The 18,351-nt window shown below is 64.0% G+C and carries 12 protein-coding genes; 8 read left to right on the top strand and 4 right to left on the bottom strand.

What is annotated here, in order from left to right:
• Window positions 1-2: 2 nt before the first annotated feature.
• Window positions 3-1,490, bottom strand: a complete 1,488-nt coding sequence (locus JGZ97_RS04195; RefSeq protein ID WP_207061358.1) for a PAS domain S-box protein — start codon at window positions 1,488-1,490, stop codon at window positions 3-5.
• A gap of 188 nt (window positions 1,491-1,678) precedes the next feature.
• On the opposite strand from JGZ97_RS04195, the gene JGZ97_RS04190 reads away from it, so the two are divergent.
• From JGZ97_RS04190 to JGZ97_RS04180, 3 genes are all read left to right on the top strand, one after another.
• Window positions 1,679-3,316 (top strand): acyl-CoA synthetase, encoded by a 1,638-nt coding sequence (locus tag JGZ97_RS04190; RefSeq protein WP_207061357.1) that lies wholly within the window; start codon window positions 1,679-1,681, stop codon window positions 3,314-3,316.
• A gap of 78 nt (window positions 3,317-3,394) precedes the next feature.
• Window positions 3,395-5,176 carry an acyl-CoA dehydrogenase gene (locus tag JGZ97_RS04185; protein WP_207061356.1) on the top strand — a complete coding sequence of 594 codons (1,782 nt, stop codon included), beginning with the start codon at window positions 3,395-3,397 and terminating at the stop codon, window positions 5,174-5,176.
• A 135-nt stretch (window positions 5,177-5,311) separates the two neighbouring features.
• Window positions 5,312-6,736 (top strand): NAD-dependent succinate-semialdehyde dehydrogenase, encoded by a 1,425-nt coding sequence (locus tag JGZ97_RS04180; protein WP_207061355.1) that lies wholly within the window; start codon window positions 5,312-5,314, stop codon window positions 6,734-6,736.
• Between the two features lie 15 nt (window positions 6,737-6,751).
• Here JGZ97_RS04180 and nhaA read toward each other — a convergent pair whose 3' ends face one another.
• Both nhaA and JGZ97_RS04170 read right to left on the bottom strand, forming a co-directional pair.
• Window positions 6,752-7,942: a Na+/H+ antiporter NhaA gene (nhaA, locus tag JGZ97_RS04175; RefSeq protein ID WP_207061354.1), complete on the bottom strand. Its 1,191-nt coding sequence runs from the start codon at window positions 7,940-7,942 to the stop codon at window positions 6,752-6,754.
• 75 nt (window positions 7,943-8,017) lie between these two features.
• Window positions 8,018-8,239, bottom strand: a complete 222-nt coding sequence (locus JGZ97_RS04170; protein ID WP_207061353.1) for a hypothetical protein — start codon at window positions 8,237-8,239, stop codon at window positions 8,018-8,020.
• A 274-nt stretch (window positions 8,240-8,513) separates the two neighbouring features.
• On the opposite strand from JGZ97_RS04170, the gene JGZ97_RS04165 reads away from it, so the two are divergent.
• A complete protein-coding gene (locus JGZ97_RS04165) occupies window positions 8,514-9,515 on the top strand; it encodes a nucleoid-associated protein (protein WP_207061352.1) in 1,002 nt (333 codons plus the stop codon).
• Window positions 9,516-9,531: 16 nt separating this feature from the next.
• Window positions 9,532-9,921, top strand: coding sequence for a DUF4345 domain-containing protein (locus JGZ97_RS04160; RefSeq protein ID WP_207061351.1), 390 nt, complete (start codon window positions 9,532-9,534; stop codon window positions 9,919-9,921).
• Here the strand turns inward: JGZ97_RS04160 and JGZ97_RS04155 are convergent.
• A complete protein-coding gene (locus JGZ97_RS04155; protein WP_207061350.1) occupies window positions 9,902-11,413 on the bottom strand; it encodes an ethylbenzene dehydrogenase-related protein in 1,512 nt (503 codons plus the stop codon). The two genes, JGZ97_RS04160 and JGZ97_RS04155, sit on opposite strands and share 20 nt — an antisense overlap.
• Window positions 11,414-11,584: 171 nt before the next feature.
• Here JGZ97_RS04155 and JGZ97_RS04150 point away from each other — a divergent pair, with 171 nt between their 5' ends.
• The 3 genes from JGZ97_RS04150 to JGZ97_RS04140 all read left to right on the top strand — a co-directional run bounded on the left by JGZ97_RS04150 (window position 11,585) and on the right by JGZ97_RS04140 (window position 18,332).
• A complete protein-coding gene (locus tag JGZ97_RS04150) occupies window positions 11,585-12,781 on the top strand; it encodes an HD-GYP domain-containing protein (protein WP_207061349.1) in 1,197 nt (398 codons plus the stop codon).
• Between the two features lie 41 nt (window positions 12,782-12,822).
• Complete coding sequence (locus JGZ97_RS04145) at window positions 12,823-13,230, top strand: bacteriohemerythrin (RefSeq protein WP_207061348.1); 408 nt, start codon at window positions 12,823-12,825, stop codon at window positions 13,228-13,230.
• Window positions 13,231-13,517: 287 nt separating this feature from the next.
• Window positions 13,518-18,332 carry an NAD-glutamate dehydrogenase gene (locus JGZ97_RS04140; protein WP_207061347.1) on the top strand — a complete coding sequence of 1,605 codons (4,815 nt, stop codon included), beginning with the start codon at window positions 13,518-13,520 and terminating at the stop codon, window positions 18,330-18,332.
• Window positions 18,333-18,351: the final 19 nt, after the last annotated feature.

The raw sequence follows: 18,351 nt of genomic DNA, 5'->3' as shown, positions 1-18,351 counted from the left end.
AACTACTTATCCAGCGGTAGCCTGATGGTGAAGGTGGTTCCGTTGCTGCCATCGGACTCGGCCCAGAGGCGTCCACCGTGAGCCTCGATAATGGTTCGGGAGATGGACAGCCCCATCCCCAGCCCGCTCTCCTTGGATGTGAAGAAAGGTTCAAACAGGTTTTCAAGCTGCTCGGCCGGGATGCCGGAGGCGTTGTCGCTGACCCGAACCTGCAGCTGACCGCCCTGGCTGACGGTCTGTATTGTAATCAATTTCTCTTCTTTTTCGCACTGGCCGTGGGCCTCGATGGCGTTACGCAGCAGGTTCAGAATGACCTGCTCGATCTGTACCTTGTCAGCGTGCAGCACCGGGTTCTGTTCGTCCAGCATGAAGCGATAGCTGATGCCGTGGTCGCGGGCCTCCTGATCGAGGAACTGGGCGATCTCCTCGCACACCGCGTTGATCTGAAACACCATGCGCTGGTATTCGGTTTTCTTCACGAAACTGCGCAGCCGCTTGATGATGTCGGCCGCCCGAACCGCCTGGCGCGCGATCAGTTCCAGCGCCTGGGTCACTTGGTCCAGGCGGGTCATGCTGCCCTCCTCGATCCGGCGCAGGCAACCGCGGCTGTAGTTGAGGATCGCCGCCAGCGGCTGGTTGATCTCGTGGGCCAGCCCCGAGGCCATTTCGCCGACGGACATCAGGCGCGAGATGTGGGCCATCTCCAGCTGGTGCTGGCGGGCCTCCTCCTCGGCCTTGTGTTGATCGGTGATATCGCGGCCGATGATCGAGAAGTACTGCAGCTCGCCGCTGTCGCCCCGGTGGGCGATAATCTGCTGGATCACCGCGATGCGGTCCTCCATGGAGCGCGGATGCAGGCGGATTTCGCCGCGCCAGTTCCTGTCGGCCAGCACCTGGGGAAACACCGTCTCCACCATCTGCTGGTAGGCCTCGCGGGGCAGCAGCTCCTCGAGGTGCAGGGTGGGGAAGCGGCTCTTGTCGATGTTCATGGTGCGGATCGCCGCCTCGTTGAGGTAGTCGATCTGGTGGCTGCCGTTGCAGAACATCACCAGGTCCGAGGAGGCTTCCACCACCCGTGCCAGTCGGGTCATGGTTTGTTCGGCCTGGACCCGCTCGGTGACGTCCCGGGAGACGCAGATGATCTCTTCGAGCAGGCCGGTTTCCGGGTCACGAATGGTACGGCTGGTGGTTTCCAGCCAGATATAGCTGCCGCTCTTGCATTTGAAACGATAGACGTTGGTGTACACGCCTTCGCGGTAGGTGACGCTGCTGGCGCGGTTCATCCAGGTATCGGCATCGTCGGGATGAAACAGCTCGTAGGCGGGGCGCCCCAGGATCTCCTCCACCGTGTAGCCCAGTATTTTTTCCACCGCCGGGTTGACGTCGATAAAGACGAAATCCTCGGGCGAGTGGCGGGAAATCAGGTCGGGCGATTTCTCCGCCAGCTGGCGGTAGCGGTCAAGGGGCTGGTAGTCGTCGTGCTGATACATGGGCGCATTTTACCTGAGACAGTCGGGAAGACGTGGTGTGCTGGAAGAGAGTGCTCGACTTTAGTCTATTGGCTATATCAGGGAAAACCCTTATTATGAGCCGAATACGGTCAGGGGAGGCCCCGCAAAATGCGGGGCTTCGCGTACCGAGTGTAACAATAAACCGAACAAGGAAGGGGAATACCCGCATGTCAAACAGCAAGACCAATCCCTACGAGCAGTTTCTCGACCAGAACCCGGCCAACTACGTGGCCCTCAGTCCGCTCTCCTTTCTTGAACGTGCAGCCTTCGTCTATCCCAACAAGACGGCGGTGGTGCACGGTGATGTGCGCCGCAGCTGGAGCGAAACCTATCGCCGCTGCCGCCAGCTGGCCAGCGCCCTCGTCAAGCGCGGCCTGGGGCAGGGGGATACCGTCTCCATCATCGCTCCCAACCTGCCCGAGCACTTCGAGGCCCACTTCGGCGTGCCCATGAGCGGCTGTGTGCTCAACTCCATCAACACCCGCTTGGACGCCGAGGCGGTTGCCTTTATTCTCCAGCACGCCGAAACCAAGGTGCTGATCACCGAGAAGGAGTTCTCCTCCGTGGTGAGCAAGGCCCTGAAAATGGTGCCCAACAAGCCGCTGGTAATCGACATCGACGATCCGAGCTTCACTGAGGGCGAGCTGATCGGCAGCCTCGACTTCGAAACCTTCATTGCCGAGGGCGATGCCGAGTTCGACTGGCAGCGCCCGGGTGACGAGTGGCAGGCGATCACCCTCAACTACACCTCCGGCACCACCGGCAACCCCAAGGGGGTCGTTTACCACCACCGCGGCGCTTACCTGAACGCGGTCAGCAACGTCATGTCCTGGAACATGGGCGAGCACCCGGTCTACCTCTGGACCCTGCCCATGTTCCACTGCAACGGCTGGTGTTTCCCCTGGTCCATCGCCGCCGCCGTCGGCACCAGCGTCTGCCTGCGCCACGTGCGCGCCGAGCCCATCTACGACCTGATCAAGAACGAGGGGGTCAACCACTTCTGCGGCGCACCCATCGTGCTTAACATGCTGAACGGCGCCCCCGCCGAATTGAAGGCCGGCATCAACCACGAGGTGAAGGTGATGACCGCCGGCGCCGCGCCGCCCGCCTCCGTGATCCAGGGCATGGAAGAGATGGGCTTCAAGGTCACCCACGTTTACGGCCTCACCGAGACCTACGGCCCCTCCGTGGTTTGCGCCTGGCACGAGGAGTGGGACGACAACACCCTTGAGGCCAAGGCCCGCCTCAAGGCCCGCCAGGGGGTCCGCGCCCCGATGCTGGACGGCCTGATGGTGGCGGACCCCTCCACCCTGAAGCCGGTTCCGAAAGACGGCGAGACCATCGGCGAGATCTTCATGCAGGGCAACCTGGTGATGAAGGGCTACCTGAAGAACCCCACCACCACCGAGGAGAGCTTCGCCGGCGGCTGGTTCCACTCCGGCGACCTGGCTGTCTGGCACGCCGACGGCTACATCGAGATCAAGGACCGCTCCAAGGACGTAATCATCTCCGGCGGGGAGAATATCTCCAGCATCGAGGTGGAGGACGTGCTCTACCGCCATCCCAAGATCCAGGAGGCGGCGGTGGTGGCCCGTCCCGACGAGAAGTGGGGTGAAACCCCCTGCGCCTTCGTGACCCCGGTGCCGGGCGCCGAGATCACCGAGGAGGAGGTAATCGCTTTCTGCCGCGACAACATGGCCCACTTCAAGGCCCCCAAGACGGTGGTGATCAGCGACTTGCCCAAGACCTCCACCGGCAAGATCCAGAAGTTCGTCCTGCGCAACCAGGCCAAAGAACTGGATTAATACGCGGGCCCTTCGGGGCCCCGTTCTATTTTCCCGATTTAATCTCTGTTTGTAACAGCGTACCCGCGAGGATTTTTCATGGCCGAATACAGAGCCCCCGTCGATGATATGAACTTCGTGCTGAGCGAGCTGGCCGGCATGGACCGGGTGGCGGCCCTGCCCGGATACGAGGAGGCTTCGCCGGATATGGTCGCCGCCATCCTGGAAGAGGCCGCCAAGCTGGCCGGCAACGTGCTTTCCCCTCTGAATGTCCTGGGGGACCAGAAAGGGGTGCAGCTTAACGAAGCCGGCGAGGTGCCGACGCCTGAAGGGTTCAAGGAGGCCTACCAGCAGTTCGTCGAGGGTGGCTGGGGCTCCTTGCAATTCGATCCCGAGCACGGCGGCCAGGGGATGCCCAAGGTGCTGGCCACCGCGGTGCAGGAGATGTGGCAGTCCGCTAACCTGTCCTGGGGCCTGTGCCCGCTGCTGACCCAGGGCGCGATCGAAGCGCTGGAAGCCAACGCCAGTGATGCGCTCAAGGCCCGTTTTATGCCGCAGTTGATCAGCGGCCAGTGGACCGGCACCATGAACCTGACCGAACCCCAGGCCGGCTCCGACCTGGCGGCGCTGCGCTGTCGCGCCGAGCGTGAAGGGGACCATTACCGCATCACCGGCAGCAAGATCTTTATCACCTGGGGCGAGCACGACATGGCGGAGAACATCATCCACCTGGTGCTGGCGCGTCTTCCCGACGCCCCTCCCGGGGTCAAGGGGATCTCCCTGTTCCTGGTGCCCAAGTTCCTGGTCAACGAGGACGGCAGCCTGGGCGAGCGCAATGACTGCCGCGCGGTCTCCCTGGAGCACAAGATGGGTATCCACGCCAGCCCCACCTGCGTGATGAGCTTCGGTGACAACGAGGGCGCCATCGGCTACCTGGTCGGCGAGGAGAACAAGGGCCTGGCCTGCATGTTCACCATGATGAATGCCGCCCGCCTGGCGGTGGGGGTGCAGGGGGTCTCCATCTCCGATCGCGCCTACCAGCTGGCGGTGGATTACGCCCGGGAGCGGGTCCAGGGCCCGGCGCCTGGGTCCCGCGAATCCGGGCCAATCATCAACCACCCTGACGTGCGGCGTATGCTGATGACCATGCGTGCCCTGACCGAGGCGGGCCGGGCCATGGCCTACGTGGCCCACGCCAGCCTGGATTACCAGCACAAGGGGCCGGACGCGGAGCGGAGCCAGCATGCCGCCCGCGCCGCGCTCTTGACGCCCATCGTCAAGGGCTGGTGCACCGAGATCTCTCAGGAGGCCACGGCCCTCGGGGTGCAGGTCCACGGCGGCATGGGCTTTATCGAGGAGACCGGCGCCGCCCAGCACCAGCGCGATGCCCGCATCCTGACCATCTACGAGGGCACCAGCGGCATTCAGGCCCAGGACCTGGTAGGGCGCAAGACCCTCTTTGACCAGGGCGCGGAGATGACACGCCTGCTCGGCGAGATGCAGGAGACGGTGGCAGCCGCCGAGGCCGGCGACGAGGTGCTGCAGGAGATGGCCGAAGACCTTAAGGGGGCTCTGGAGTCACTGGAGCAGGTCCAGGGCTATTTGCTGGAGGAGCATGCCGAGGATGTGAACCTGCCGGGAAGCCTTGCCTTCAACTACATGATGCTGGCCGGCACCGTGGTCGGCGGCTGGCTGATGCTGAAGGCGGCGCTGGCCGCCACCGCCCGTCTGCAGGCGGGGGAGGCTGACCCACTGCTGAAGGCCAAGCTTGTCACCGCCCGCTTCTACACCGATCAGATTCTGCCGCGCTACCTGGGGTATGCCGCCGCGGCGGTGGCCGGCAGCGAGAGCGTGATGGCCCTGCCGGAGGAGCTGTTCTAACTGTACAGCGTCGAGCAAGGCCACCGCGGCCCACGCCAGCGGGGAGTCGGGATACCCGCCTCCCCGCGTTTGTTTCAGGAGCCTGGAGATAACAACCTAGAGATAACAACCTGGAGATAACAACAAGGAGCCAGCATGTATATCAATGGTCAGTGGATCGAAACCGGGGCCACCTTTGAGAGCCTGAACCCGGCCGACGGCAGCGTGGTCGGCACCGTTCAGGACGGTGGCGCCGAGCAGGCGCGCCAGGCAGTGACGGCGGCCCAGGAAGCCTTTGCCGGCTGGGCGGGCAGCACCGCTTACCAGCGCTCGGCTCTGCTGGAGCGGGTCTACCAGTTGATGCTGGAGCGGCGCCAGCCCCTGGCCGAGCTCTTGACCCGCGAGCAGGGCAAACCGCTCAAGGCCGCCCGGGGCGAGGTGGCCGCCGCCGCTGACGCGGTGCGCTGGTGCGCCGAAGAGGCCAAGCGTGTCTACGGCGAGACCATCCCCTCGGCCCGTTCCAACCACCGCTTTATCGTCAACCGCCACCCGGTGGGGGTGGCTGCCGCGATTACGCCCTGGAATTTTCCCATCTCCATGGTGACCCGCAAGCTGGCGCCGGCGCTGGCGGCCGGCTGCACCGCGGTGCTCAAGCCCGCCGAGGCGACGCCCCTCTGCGCCCGGGCGTTGTTCGAGATCTTCGATGAGGCCGGCTTTCCCCCGGGGGTGGTCAACCTGGTCACGGCCCGGGACCCGGGCCCGGTGGGGGAGGTGTTCTGCACCGACAGGCGGGTGCGCAAGCTGAGCTTCACCGGCTCTACTGCCGTCGGCAAACACCTGGCCAGCGCCTGTGCGCCCCAGCTGAAACGGCTGTCGCTGGAGCTGGGCGGGCACGCGCCTTTTATTGTATTTGAAGACGCCGACCCGGTGCAGGCGGCCAAGGGGCTGGGGCTGCTCAAGTTCGCCAATAGCGGCCAGACCTGCATCAGCCCCAACCGGATTTTCGTCCACCGTGCGGTGATGCAGCCCTTTATGGAGGCTCTGAGCCAGCGCATGGCCAAATTGCGGGTGGGTAACGGGCTGGAGGACGGGATTAATCTAGGTCCTCTGATCAACCGGGCCGCGGTGGAGAAAGTACAGGCCCAGGTCGAGGATGCCCTGGGTAAGGGGGCGGAGCTGAAGCAGGGCGGCGAGGTGCTGGATGAGGGGAATCTGGGGCGCGGTCACTTTTACGCGCCGACCCTGCTCGCCGGTATCGATCCCGACATGCGCATTTACCGGGAGGAGACGTTCGGACCGGTGGCGCCGATCCTGGCCTTTGACGATGAGGAGCAGGTGCTGGCCATGGCCAACGACACCGATTACGGCCTGGCGGCTTACTGTTACACCCGGGACCTGGGTCGGGCGATGCGGATGTTCGAGGGGCTCGAATTCGGCATGGTGGGGATCAACGACATCGATCCCACCGCCGCGGCCGCCCCCTTTGGCGGCGTCAAGGAGAGCGGGCTGGGCCGCGAAGGGGGCCGCGAGGGGATTCAGGAGTATTTGGAAACCCGGGTGGGCGGCTTTGCTATCGGCTGAGCCGGCCCGCGGGACTTAAGGCCCGTCGTTTTCGGGCCTTTTTTTCAGGGTAAAGCGCAACACCAGGTAGCCGCAGATGCCGCAGACCAGCGAGCCGGCGATGATGCCCAGGCGTTCGTCGAACAGGCGGTTGACCCCGGTCTGCTCAAAGGCCAGTGAGCCGATAAACAGGCTCATGGTGAAGCCGACCCCGCACAGCAGCGAAGCGCCGTAGAGATTGAGCCAGTTCACGCCCTGGGGCAGGCGCGCCAGCCCCAGCTTGACGGCCATCCAGCAAAAACTGAATACCCCCACCTGTTTGCCGATAAAGAGGCCTGCCGCAATGCCCAGGGGCACCGGGTGCAGCAGGTAATCCAGGTTTGCGCCGCCCAGGGAGATGCCGGCATTGGCAAAGGCGAAGATCGGCAGGATGGCAAAATTGACGCTGCCGTGAAGGTCATGCTCCAGCTCTTTGAGCGGCGAGCGCCGGGGATTATCGGGGTCTTTGATGGGAATAAAGGCCGCCAGGGTGGCGCCAGCCAGGGTGGCGTGAACCCCCGATTTCAGCAGCGCCACCCACATCACCAGCCCGACGAACACGTAGGGGGTCAGGCTGACGATGCCCTGGCGGTTGATCATCAGCAGCAGCGGCAGGCAGGCCAGGGAGATGATCAGCGAGGTCATGGAGAGGTCGTCGGTGTAGAAGGCGGCGATGATGACAATGGCGCCGATGTCATCAAAGATGGCCAGGGAGACCAGGAATACCTTCAGCGCCAGGGGCACGCGGGAGCCCAGGAGCGCCAGGATGCCCAGCACGAAGGCGATATCGGTAGCGGCGGGGATCGCCCAGCCGCGCTGGGCGACGGGATCGCCCCAGTTGATGGCCAGGTACACCAGGGCCGGAACCAGCATGCCGCCGAGGGCTCCCAGGGCCGGCAGGGCCACCTTGCTCAGGTCGCGCAGCTCGCCTTCCAGCACCTCCCGCTTGAGCTCCAGGCCGATGAGGAAGAAGAACACCGCCATCAAACCGTCGTTGATCCAGAGCAGCAGTGGTTTGGCGATCTGCAGGCCGCCGATGCGGACCTCCACCGGGAGGTCCACCAGCCGGTCGTAATACCCGGCAAGGGGGCTGTTGGCAAAGATCAGGGCCAGGGCGGCGGCAGCGACCAGCAGGATGCCACCGGCCGCGTCCAGGTTCAGGAAGCGGTCAAGCGCTTTTACGGGCATGTTCGGTCCTTAAACTCCAAGCGTGAAGTTCCAACCCCCAAACACCGGGTCTGGTTGAGAATGTTGGAGTTAACTTTAGCTTAGAGTCGATTCTTTCAAAAATGCAGGCCGAACTTCAACAGGTTTGCGCGTTATTGCCTCCCGGTCCCAGTCCGGGGGGAGGATCTCGTCCCAGATCGAGGGGGGCAGGTCGTTATCCGGGTCCAGTTTTTCGCTGTACCAAGCGCCCAAGGCGATCAGTCCCACCACCAGCAGGTAGGCGCCGTAACATAAGGAAATAATCAGCACGTTGCTCATGACTAAACTCCCCGGCGCTGTGATCTCAGCGACTCAGCCGCCGACCCGATAAATTGATGACTTCATTACATACCTTTGGCTAATTGCTTTCATTGATTGGGGTCAGTAATGCGCTCGCAGGTGCCCAGTTATTTGAGAACGCGGGGCTTGTATCAGCGGGGCGGGTGAGCGGTCCGCCCGAAGTCTTCAAGCATACTTTCAGGCTCAGCGTCGCGGCGATTTTCTGCCATAATGGGCCGCCCGTGTTATCCGATCATTCCGAAGGACCCCGTCTATGGCGATCACCCATGCAATCGTGCATTACATCGAAAAGCCCGCGGGGCAGGAGGCCCGGCTCTCGCCCCGGCAGAGCGAGCTTCCCCTGAGCCCGCACCTCGAAGCCCTGATCAGTAAGCTCAACGCCACCTACAACAACCGCTCCGGTAAGATCTACGGCGGCTTCGAGAGTGACGAGCAGGCCTTTCCCTTCGCCGGCTGGTTGCGCTCGCACCTGGAGGAGCAGCTTGACTTCGTCGCGCTCAGCCAGAAGTTGCTTGAGCGATTCAAGGCGCAGCTGGAGGAGCGGGAGGAGGAGCTCAGCGGTTACCTGATGCTGGCGCGGATGCGGGTGCTGGAAACCGAGCAGTTGCTGGTGCTGATGCTCAGCACCACGCCGACGGTGGTGATCGATGAGCAGCTTGAACTCAGTGATTCCCGTCACCTGGACGTGGGTAAAGTGCAGCTCGGCGCCAAGATCAATCTTGACGAGTGGCGCAAGGGCGCCGACGGGCAGTACGTCTCCTTTCTGCGTGGACGGGGCGGCAAGGGGGGCGGTGAGGCCTTCTGCGCGAGCCTCGGGTGTACCGAGGAGAGCGACTCCCGGGTGCAGACCCAGACCCTGTTGAAGGTGTTTGACAATTACTGCAGCGAGGAGGACCTGGGTCCCGGGGAAGCTTCCCAGATCAAGCAGGCCGCTTACGATTACTGTCAGGAGCAGGTGGAGTCCGGTGACCGGGTGCGGCTCAAGGATCTGTCGCGGCTGATCGACACCACGGACCCGGACAAGTTTTTCAACTACGCCGGGGAGCAGGAGGCGGGTCTGCAGGCAGAGATTCCCGCCGACAAGCGGGGCCTGCAGAAGTTTGTCCGCTACGCCGGCTCCATGAAGGGGCTGAGCGTCAGCTTCTCCGATATGCTGCTGGGCGAACAGGTGCTCTATGACCCCGCCACCGACACCCTGACCATCCGCGGTACGCCGCCGACCCTGCGCAAGCAGCTCAACCGGGGCAGCGACTAGGACCGGTTGAGCCGGGATGAGGCGTTGGCACCGTCGCCTGCTGCGGCTGGGATTGTTGCTTCTGGGTCTGAGCCTGGTGCAGCCGGGGCTGCTCGGGGTGCTGTTTCCCGTCGACTACGGCGGCGGGCTGCTGGCGCCGGACGCGACGGCCCTGGGCCACCTGCGGGGCCTCAACGGCATGATGGCGGGACTCGGGCTGGCAGCGCTCTGGTGTGCCTGGCGGCTGCCGCGCGCAGGCATCCTGGCGCTCGGCGGGCTGTTGGCGCTGGTGGTGCTGGCGCGCCTTGTCGGCTGGGCGGTCGACGGCACGCCGGATACCGCCAGCCGGCTTTACCTGGGGGTGGAGGTGGTGCTGAGCGTGCTGTTCCTGCTTTGGCCTCCGCCGGTCAGCGGCCCAAGGGCGTAAACTGGTCCTGCAGCCAGCTGGCGATGTCTTCCGCCTGCTGCGCGGTCAGCGGAATGGTGGGCATCAGCGCTGCGGGCATCTCAACGTTCTCGCCACGCCGGTAGGCAAGCGAGCGTAGCCGCTTGGGACGGTGCGGGTCTGCGGTCTTGAAGATCAGGGGGCCGGATGCCCGCTGGATGCGGGGGAATTTCCAGGCACCCGCTTCAAATACCCCTTCCCCTTCCTCCCCGTGGCAATGGACGCACCCCTTCTCCTCGAACAGTTTGGCTCCCTGCTCCGGGCTACCTGGCCGTATCAGCTCAGCCCTGGGGGGCAGGCTTGCGGTACCGGCAGTGAAGATATGGTCGTGCTCCGGGTCGCCGGTGTCCAGGCGGCGGCGCATCTCCAGTGTCCAGAGGTTGGTGGTCGGGTCAAAGCGACTGACGACGGTGACATCGGCGCGGCTACCGCTGCTGGGTCGATGGATCGAGTAAGGCAGACTGACGCCCAGCGCGAAGTCCATTTCCGGCTCGATGCGTAGCGTTCCACCTTCCCTTAACTGCGTCGTGCTGTGGCTCAGCCGCTGGTACAGGCCGGCTTCGAATTCACGTCGGCTGATGTAGGCAGGCCCGGGCTCCGTCGCCGCATCGAACTGAAGGCTGGCGCGGTCGTTATCCACATCCGGGGACTGCCCAGGATCCGCCTTGCGTCCATTTTCGGACCCCGGCCCATAAATCAGGTGGGCGTCCTTGAGGGTCTGCGCCGGGGCGCTGCGGGTCGATGTCCAGTGCCAGATATCGGCGCGATCGCCGGGCAGGGCGGTGTGCATGGCGGCTACCTCGGCGCCGATGGTCCCCTCGCCCGGGGGAGGGGACTCAACCAGATTGCTGTGGCAGTAGCCGGCACAGCCGTGGCCCCCATCGCGGAAGTTTCCCTGCTGGTCGACTATTGGAAACATCAAGAAAACCCGGTCTTCGCTCTCATTGCCGAGCAGGCGGTCACCGCGGTTTACCGCGCTCGCGGTGGGCGCTCCGGGATTGGGCAGCGTGTGGGGCTGGGGGCGCCAGCCCGTGGCATCCTTGATCCAGCGGTTACGGTTGATGGAGGCGTCGTGGTTGGCGTCGGTGAAGCGCAGGGCGAAGTAGAGGTACTCGTCGTCATGGGCCGAGGCGATCTGGATGGGCACCGGCACCACGTCGTAATACTCGCTGAGGGGATAGTTGTTCATCACCCGGCTCTGCACTGTGGTGAATTGCGCCTCGGGCCATTCGTCGAGCTTCGCGTCCAGTTGGATTTTGGTGTTGTTCAGCCGCGGCGAGGCGACCCGTTGGGTCTTGTCATCAGAAGCCCGTTCGAACTGCTCCTGAAAGTCCAGAAACAACAGGTTGCTGCCGCCGTGGTTATGGGAGTTTTCGGTAACGGCCAGGGCGAAGTACGTATCCTTCGGCGTTGCCCCCAACACGGGAAGGCTGATAAGAAGCGCGGCGAGGGGGCTGAGCAGGCGGCTGGTCATCGGGGGCCTCGGTTTGGCAGCAGGGGTAGGCATTCGGGCTATTCAATACTATAGGCCCAATGCCGCTCCTTGGGTGACGCGGGGCTGGCATCTTGCGAGCGCTTGAGGTCTACTGTGGCCATTGTTCACTTGATTGCAGAAAAAGGCCTTTCAGAGCGCCTTCAGAGTTGTATGGAAGGAAAGAAAATAATCGGCTACCGGCGGCTCCGGGAGCAGGATATCGAGATCGGTCAGCCGCTGCGTCACTCGGTGCATTCTGAAACGGGCGCTTTGCTGTTGAAGAAAGGATATGTGATCAAGGATGAGGTCCAGCGCAACAAGCTCGTCAACCAGAAGGTGTATATCTACGCCTCGCCGGACAAGCCCGGGTCCGCAGCCTACCGAAGCGGTCTGGCCCGGGCCCAGCAAGAAAAAGAGAGCGACCGGCTGGTGGACGTGTTCGAGTGGGTCGAGAGTCACTACGGGCTGCTGGCGATAATCTACCAGGAGTTCGCCCGGGGACCCGATGAAACCACCCGTGCCAAGGTCAACCTGCTGGCCGAGCGTATTCACCGTGCCGCGGAGAAGCACCACGACGGTCTGCTGGCGGCGATTCACCTCGCCGAAGGCAAAGCCTACTCCCACATCAAAGCCTTCCATGTTGCAGTGCTTTGCGAGGTGCTCGGTACCCGCATCGGCATCGGGCCGGCGCAGCGGGTCTCGCTGGTGGCCGCTGGCCTCACCCACGACGTGGGCATGTGGCAGCTGCAGGATGAACTGCAGCTCCGTGAGGAGCCGTTGACCGATGAGCAGTGGCAGCAGATACGTAAGCACCCCACCACCACCGTGGCGCTCCTGAAAAAGGCCGGGGTGGTGGATCCCACCTGGTTACAGGCGGTTCAGCAGCACCATGAACGGCTCAACGGCAGCGGTTACCCCCAGGGGCTGAAGGAGAACCAGATCGCCCAGGTGGCGCGGGTGCTGGCGGTGGCGGACACCTTTGCCGCCATGGTCCGGCAAAGAGGGGATCGGGACAAGCGGCTGCCCAAGGAGGCGCTGCGGGATATTTTCCTGTCCCGGGGTGAGGAGATCGACGGCACCCTGGCCCAGTTGTTTATCAAGGAGCTGGGCATGTTTCCCCCGGGAAGCGCCTGCCGGCTGGTCAGCGGCGAGATTGGGATCGCCGTCGGCCCGGGCACTAGCGCCGCCGCCCCCGACGTAGAAGTGATCTTCGATCATGACGGTCAGCCGATGAAGCGCGCGGTGCTGCGCGATACCACCAGCAAGGGCTTTGCCGTGCGCGAAATTGTGCCGCTGCCGGAGCATCCCGCCCGGCAGGCGCTGCTGGCGAAAATGTGGGACAAGGTCCCCAAGAAAGGTCGGCTTTGAGGGATTTAACAGCAACTTACCCGGCAAAGGATTTTGCATCGATGAGCAAGTTTGTTTTTGACGACAGCCTGCGGCTGGGCATCACCCTGATTGATGAGCAGCACAGCCGCTTTATCGGCTACATCAACGACACCTGGGACGCCCTGGAGCGGGGCGATAGCAGTGCCGAGTTCCTGCCCATACTCAACCAGTTGCTCGATTACGTGGTGGAGCACTTCTCCTGCGAGGAGGCGCTGATGCGCGAGCACGGCTACCCCGGCTACCGGGACCACAAGGAGCGCCATAACCAGACCGCGGCCGAGCTGTTTGACTTCGATCTGCGGCTGCTGGTCAACGACCGGGAAGAGTCCGCCGCCTTTCTCAATTTTCTCACCGCCTGGCTGCGCAACCATATCCTGGTCGTGGACAAGGAGCTGGCGACTTTCCTTCGTGACAAGGGTATTAGCTGAGCGCGCGACCCGAAGACACCGCACGGCCCGGTTTTGTTTGCAAAACACCGGGCTTTTTTATGTAAACAGCAATTAATTCTGCTACAGGTAGCCCTGTAGAATGGCTTAAAGCCCCGCGCACGGAGTTGTGGATGTCAGCTGGCAAAAACTCCGGGTCGCTTTATTGAAATTAAATCCCCTGACGGCACGGATGCTTTGCACGGATAATAGTGCGGAACACGCCGGTCCGTCCGGGGCGTACTACGAACTTCTTGTCTGCCAATAAAAAAGAGAACCACCCTGCCTCCATGAATACGCTGGTCGAGATTAAAAAATCCGGGATCAATCAAGTCAAAGAGCTGCTGGCCGAGCGCCTGCCGGCGGAAAGCCGTGCCGCCGCCCAGCAGCTGGCGGAGGTCTACTATGGCCGCAGCCATGCGCGGGAGATGGCCCAGATGGCCATCGAGGATCTCTACGGCGCGCTGCTCTGCCTGTGGGACCTGGTCCAGCAGCGCCGCCCGGGTAAACCCCTGGTGCGGTGTTACAACCCCAACCCGGAGGACCATCGTTGGCACAGCACCCACACGGTAGTGGAAGTGCTGAGCGACGACATGCCCTTCCTGGTCTCCAGCATCAACCTGGCCCTCGCCGATGCCGGCATCCGGCTGCACCAGATCACCCACCCGGTGATCCGGGTGGTGCGCGACGGCAACGGCCGTTTGCAGCAGGTGCTGGACGACACCCAGCGCGACGAGAGGGCCATTCCCGAGGCCCTGATGCGACTGGAGGTGGATCACCAGCCTGACGCCAAGGCCCTGAACGCGCTGAAGAAGCAGGTGCAGGGGGCGTTGAACGACGTGTCCCGGGCCGTCAAGGACTGGGACGCCATGAAGGCCCGGCTGGAGGAGGCGGTGGCCTGGAGCGAGGCGCATGCCAATATCGCGGCCAGCGACGAAGCCAAAGCGGAGAACATCGCTTTTTTGCGTTGGTTGATGGAGGACAATTTCCTGTTCCTCGGGTTTCGTTATTACCACCTGGAGGTGCAGACCCCGGATCGCTGCGTGGTCAATTACGAGGCGGATTCGGGCCTGGGTACCTTCGGCGAGCCCGCCAGCGAGAGGCAACGGCGCATCGAGCTTACCCCGCACCTGAGCGAGCTGGCGCAACGCCCGGAACTGCTGGTGCTGACCAAGTCCACCATGCGCTCCACCGTGCAGCGCAATGCCCACCTGGATTACGTGGGGGTGCGCAAGATTGACGAGCAGGGGCAGGTGTTGGGCGAGTGGCGTTTCTTCGGCCTTTACGCCTCCAGCGCCTACAGCACGCCGCTTGAGCAGGTGCCCATGCTGCGCCATAAACTGGCTCGCCTGCTGGAGTCCGCCAACCTGCCCGCCGACAGCCACAGCGGTAAATCCCTGCGTCACCTGATCAGTCAGTACCCCCGTGACGAGATGCTGCAGGCCGATTACGAGAACCTGGAACAGACCCTGTTCGGTATGCTCGAATGCGAGGAGCGTCGTCAGCTGCGGCTGTTCCTGCGTCCCGACAGCTACGGGCGCTTTATCAACGCGCTCGTGCTGGTGCCCCGGGATCACTACGACACCGTCCTGCGCCTGAAAATGCAGGACCTGCTGATGGAGACCTTCGAGGGCCACAGCAGCGAGTTCAACGTGCGCCTCTCCGACCAGGCCCTGGCCCAGGTCCAGTTCACCATTCACTGTCGCAACGCCCACGAGCGGGACCTGGAGGTGGAAGCCCTGGAAGCGCGGATGGTCGAGGCGATGACCTCCTGGGAGGACCGCCTGCTCCAGGCCCTGGTGGAGAAGGTGGGCGAGGCCAGCGGCAACCGGATCTACCGCGACTTCGCCCACAATCTGCCGGCCGCCTATCAGGCCGACTACAGCCCCCGGCGCGCGGTGATCGACCTGCAGCGCCTGGCGGACCTGGACGGTGAGGGCCGGCTGTCGACCTACCTCTACCGGCCGCTGGAGGAGTACAACAGCCTGCACTTCAAGGTGCTGGGCCGCGGCGACGGCCTGGCCCTGTCCGATCTGCTGCCGATTCTCGAACAGATGGGGGTACGGGTGCTGAACGCGCGTCCTTACCGGCTCAAGGACCGGGAAGGGCAGGCCTACTGGATTCTCGACTTCCGCCTCTCGGTGGCGGGAAGCTTTGACCCCGAGGATCGTCACCTCAAGGAGCAGTTCCAGCAGACCTTCGTGCGCACGCACCTGGGGGAACTGGAGAACGACGGCTTCAATGCCCTGGTGATCGCCGCCGGTCTCAGCTGGCGCCAGGTGCTGGTATTGCGCGCCTGCTGCAAGTACCTGCTGCAGCTCGGGCTGCCGTTCAGCCAGGCCTCCATGGAGCGCACCCTGGCACTGCACAGCCATATTTCCCGGCAGCTGGTTCAGTTGTTCGAGGCCCGCTTTGATCCCCACTTCCGCCAGCCCCGGCAGGAGCGTCAGGAGAAACTGGTCTCGGCCCTGGAATCGGCGCTGGACGGGGTCGACAACCTGGATGAAGACCGGATTTTGCGCCACTACCTGAGCCTGCTGCTGGCCATGTTGCGGACCAACTTCTACCAGCAGACAGACGAGGGTGAGGCCAAGGGCTACCTGTCGATCAAGCTGGATACTGACAGCATTCCCGCCGCGCCCCAGCCGCGCCCCCGTTTCGAGATCTTTGTCTACGCCCCCTGGGTCGAGGGTGTCCACCTGCGCGGCGGCAAGGTCGCCCGGGGCGGGCTGCGCTGGTCCGACCGGCGGGAGGATTTCCGTACTGAGGTATTGGGCCTGGTGAAGGCGCAGATGGTGAAAAACGCGGTCATCGTGCCGGTGGGGGCCAAGGGCGGTTTCGTCGCCAAGCAGCTGCCCACCAGCAGCCGGGAGGCGGTGCAGGCCGAGGTCATCCATTGCTACGAAACCTTTATTCGCGGCCTGCTGGACATCACCGACAATCGCAGCGGCGAGGACGTGATCCCGCCCCCCGAGGTGGTGCGCCATGACGAGGACGACCCCTACCTGGTGGTGGCGGCGGACAAGGGCACCGCATCGTTTTCCGATATCGCCAACCGCATCTCCAAGGAGTATGGCTTCTGGCTGGGGGACGCCTTCGCCTCCGGCGGCGCCAACGGCTACGACCACAAGAAGATGGGGATTACCGCCCGCGGTGCCTGGGAGTCGGTCAAGCGACTGTTCCTGGAGCGGGGGCTGGATACCCAGCGCCAGGATTTCACGGTGGTCGGCATCGGCGACATGGGCGGGGACGTGTTCGGCAACGGCATGCTGCTCTCCAAGCACATCCGTCTGGTCGCCGCGTTTAACCACCAGCATATTTTCATCGACCCGGAGCCGGACGCCGCCCGCAGCTGGGAAGAGCGCAAGCGCCTCTTTGAGCTGCCCCGCTCCACCTGGGATGACTATGACAAGACGCTGATCTCAAAGGGCGGTGGTGTTTACTCCCGCGCCGCCAAGTCGGTGGAGCTGAGTGACGAGGCCCGTGCCGCCCTGGATATCCGCCAGCGTCGCATGACCCCCACCGAGCTGATTCAGCACATTCTGAAGGCGCCGGTGGACCTGCTCTGGAACGGCGGCATCGGTACCTATGTCAAGGCCAGCACCGAGACCCACCAGCAGGTGGGGGATCGCGCCAACGACGGCCTGCGCGTGGATGGCCGCGAGCTGCGGGTCAAGGTGGTGGGCGAGGGCGGTAATCTCGGCTGCACCCAGCTCGGTCGTATCGAGTTCGCCCGCCAGGGGGGGCTGATCAATACCGACGCCATCGACAACGCCGGTGGCGTGGACTCCTCCGACCACGAGGTCAACCTCAAGATCCTGCTCGACCAGGAGGTGGCCGCCCAGGATATGACCGAGAAGCAGCGCAACAAGCTGCTGGCCTCCATGACCGACGAGGTGGCGGGGCTGGTGCTGCGTCACAACCGGCTGCAGAGCCAGGTGTTGAGCCTGGCTATGCACCAGGTGAGCGCCCACATGGGAGATCACCGCCAGCTGATTCAGCGCCTGGAGCAGGAGGGACGGCTCAAGCGCAAGCTGGAGTTCCTGCCCGCCGACGAGCAGCTCGAGGAGCTGGCCCGGGCCGGCGAGGGGCTGACCCGGCCGGAGGTGGCCGTGCTGCTGGCCTACGCCAAGCTGGCCCTGTTTGACCAGTTGGTGGACGCCGGCATCAGCGCCGATCCGGACCTGAGCCGGGAGCTGCCGGGCTATTTCCCGACCCCGATCCAGGAGCACTACGGGGCCCGTCTGCAGCAGCACCCCCTGCGCCAGGAGCTGCTGGCGACCCACGTCACCAACGCCGTGCTCAACCGCATGGGCTCCACCTACATCAACTACCTGCAGCAGGAGACCCGCTGCAGCGCCATCGACGCGGTGCGGGCCTTTTTCGCGGCGCGGGACATCTTTGCCATCGAACCGTTGTGGCAGGCCCTGGAGGCGCAGGAGGCGGAACTGGACGACAGCCTCTTTGCCGGCCTGATGCTGAAGATCCAGAACCTGCTGGAGCGCTCGGTGCTCTGGCTGCTGCGCACCCACGGCCAGCCGCTGAGCGTGAGTGAGCTGCAGGGCGTCTATGTCACCGGCGTCAGCGACATCATTGAGCAGCTCCCCAGCCTGCTGCCGAGCGAGGACAACGACGCCTGGCAACAGCAGCAGCAGGAGCTGGTTGCCGCGGGGCTGCCCGAGGCGCTGGTACAGCGACTCAGCTTCCTGGAGCGGGCCTACCACCTGCTGGAGATGGTGCGCCTGGCGCACCAGTGCGAGCAGCCCGTGGTTCAGGCGGCCCAGGCCTACCTGCAGCTCGAGCGGGACCTGGGGCTGGATCGGCTCCGCGAGCGGATCCAGGCCCTGCCGGCGCCGGATCTCTGGCAGCGCAAGGCGCGCGCCGCCCTCGGCGATGAGCTGGACCGGGCCCTGGCCCGGGCCGGCAAGGGCGTGCTGGCGGAGCTGGGTGAGCAGAGCGTCGAGGAGAGAATCAACCAGTGGCAACAGGCCCAGCAGCAGGCTCTGGGGCAGTTTCGCGCCACCTGCGCTGAAATCCAGGGTCAGGAGCAGGCCAACCTGGCCATGCTGTCGGTCGCGGTGCGCGAGCTGGGACAATTGCAGTAATGGGGCCGAAGGCCCCCGT

This window comes from Motiliproteus sp. SC1-56, from assembly GCF_017309075.1.
In the GTDB taxonomy this organism is placed as follows: domain Bacteria; phylum Pseudomonadota; class Gammaproteobacteria; order Pseudomonadales; family Balneatricaceae; genus Motiliproteus.
Note: the sequence above shows the minus strand (reverse complement) of the source record. Positions and strands in the feature narration are given on the sequence as shown.

Bases quoted from the DNA above. Each gene is read 5' to 3' on its own strand.
- JGZ97_RS04195 (WP_207061358.1), bottom strand. From the start codon at position 1,490: ATGTATCAGCACGACGACTACCAGCCCCTTGACCGCTACCGCCAGCTG.
- JGZ97_RS04190 (WP_207061357.1), top strand. From the start codon at position 1,679: ATGTCAAACAGCAAGACCAATCCCTACGAGCAGTTTCTCGACCAGAAC.
- JGZ97_RS04185 (WP_207061356.1), top strand. From the start codon at position 3,395: ATGGCCGAATACAGAGCCCCCGTCGATGATATGAACTTCGTGCTGAGC.
- JGZ97_RS04180 (WP_207061355.1), top strand. From the start codon at position 5,312: ATGTATATCAATGGTCAGTGGATCGAAACCGGGGCCACCTTTGAGAGC.
- nhaA (WP_207061354.1), bottom strand. From the start codon at position 7,942: ATGCCCGTAAAAGCGCTTGACCGCTTCCTGAACCTGGACGCGGCCGGT.
- JGZ97_RS04170 (WP_207061353.1), bottom strand. From the start codon at position 8,239: ATGAGCAACGTGCTGATTATTTCCTTATGTTACGGCGCCTACCTGCTG.
- JGZ97_RS04165 (WP_207061352.1), top strand. From the start codon at position 8,514: ATGGCGATCACCCATGCAATCGTGCATTACATCGAAAAGCCCGCGGGG.
- JGZ97_RS04160 (WP_207061351.1), top strand. From the start codon at position 9,532: ATGAGGCGTTGGCACCGTCGCCTGCTGCGGCTGGGATTGTTGCTTCTG.
- JGZ97_RS04155 (WP_207061350.1), bottom strand. From the start codon at position 11,413: ATGACCAGCCGCCTGCTCAGCCCCCTCGCCGCGCTTCTTATCAGCCTT.
- JGZ97_RS04150 (WP_207061349.1), top strand. From the start codon at position 11,585: ATGGAAGGAAAGAAAATAATCGGCTACCGGCGGCTCCGGGAGCAGGAT.
- JGZ97_RS04145 (WP_207061348.1), top strand. From the start codon at position 12,823: ATGAGCAAGTTTGTTTTTGACGACAGCCTGCGGCTGGGCATCACCCTG.
- JGZ97_RS04140 (WP_207061347.1), top strand. From the start codon at position 13,518: ATGAATACGCTGGTCGAGATTAAAAAATCCGGGATCAATCAAGTCAAA.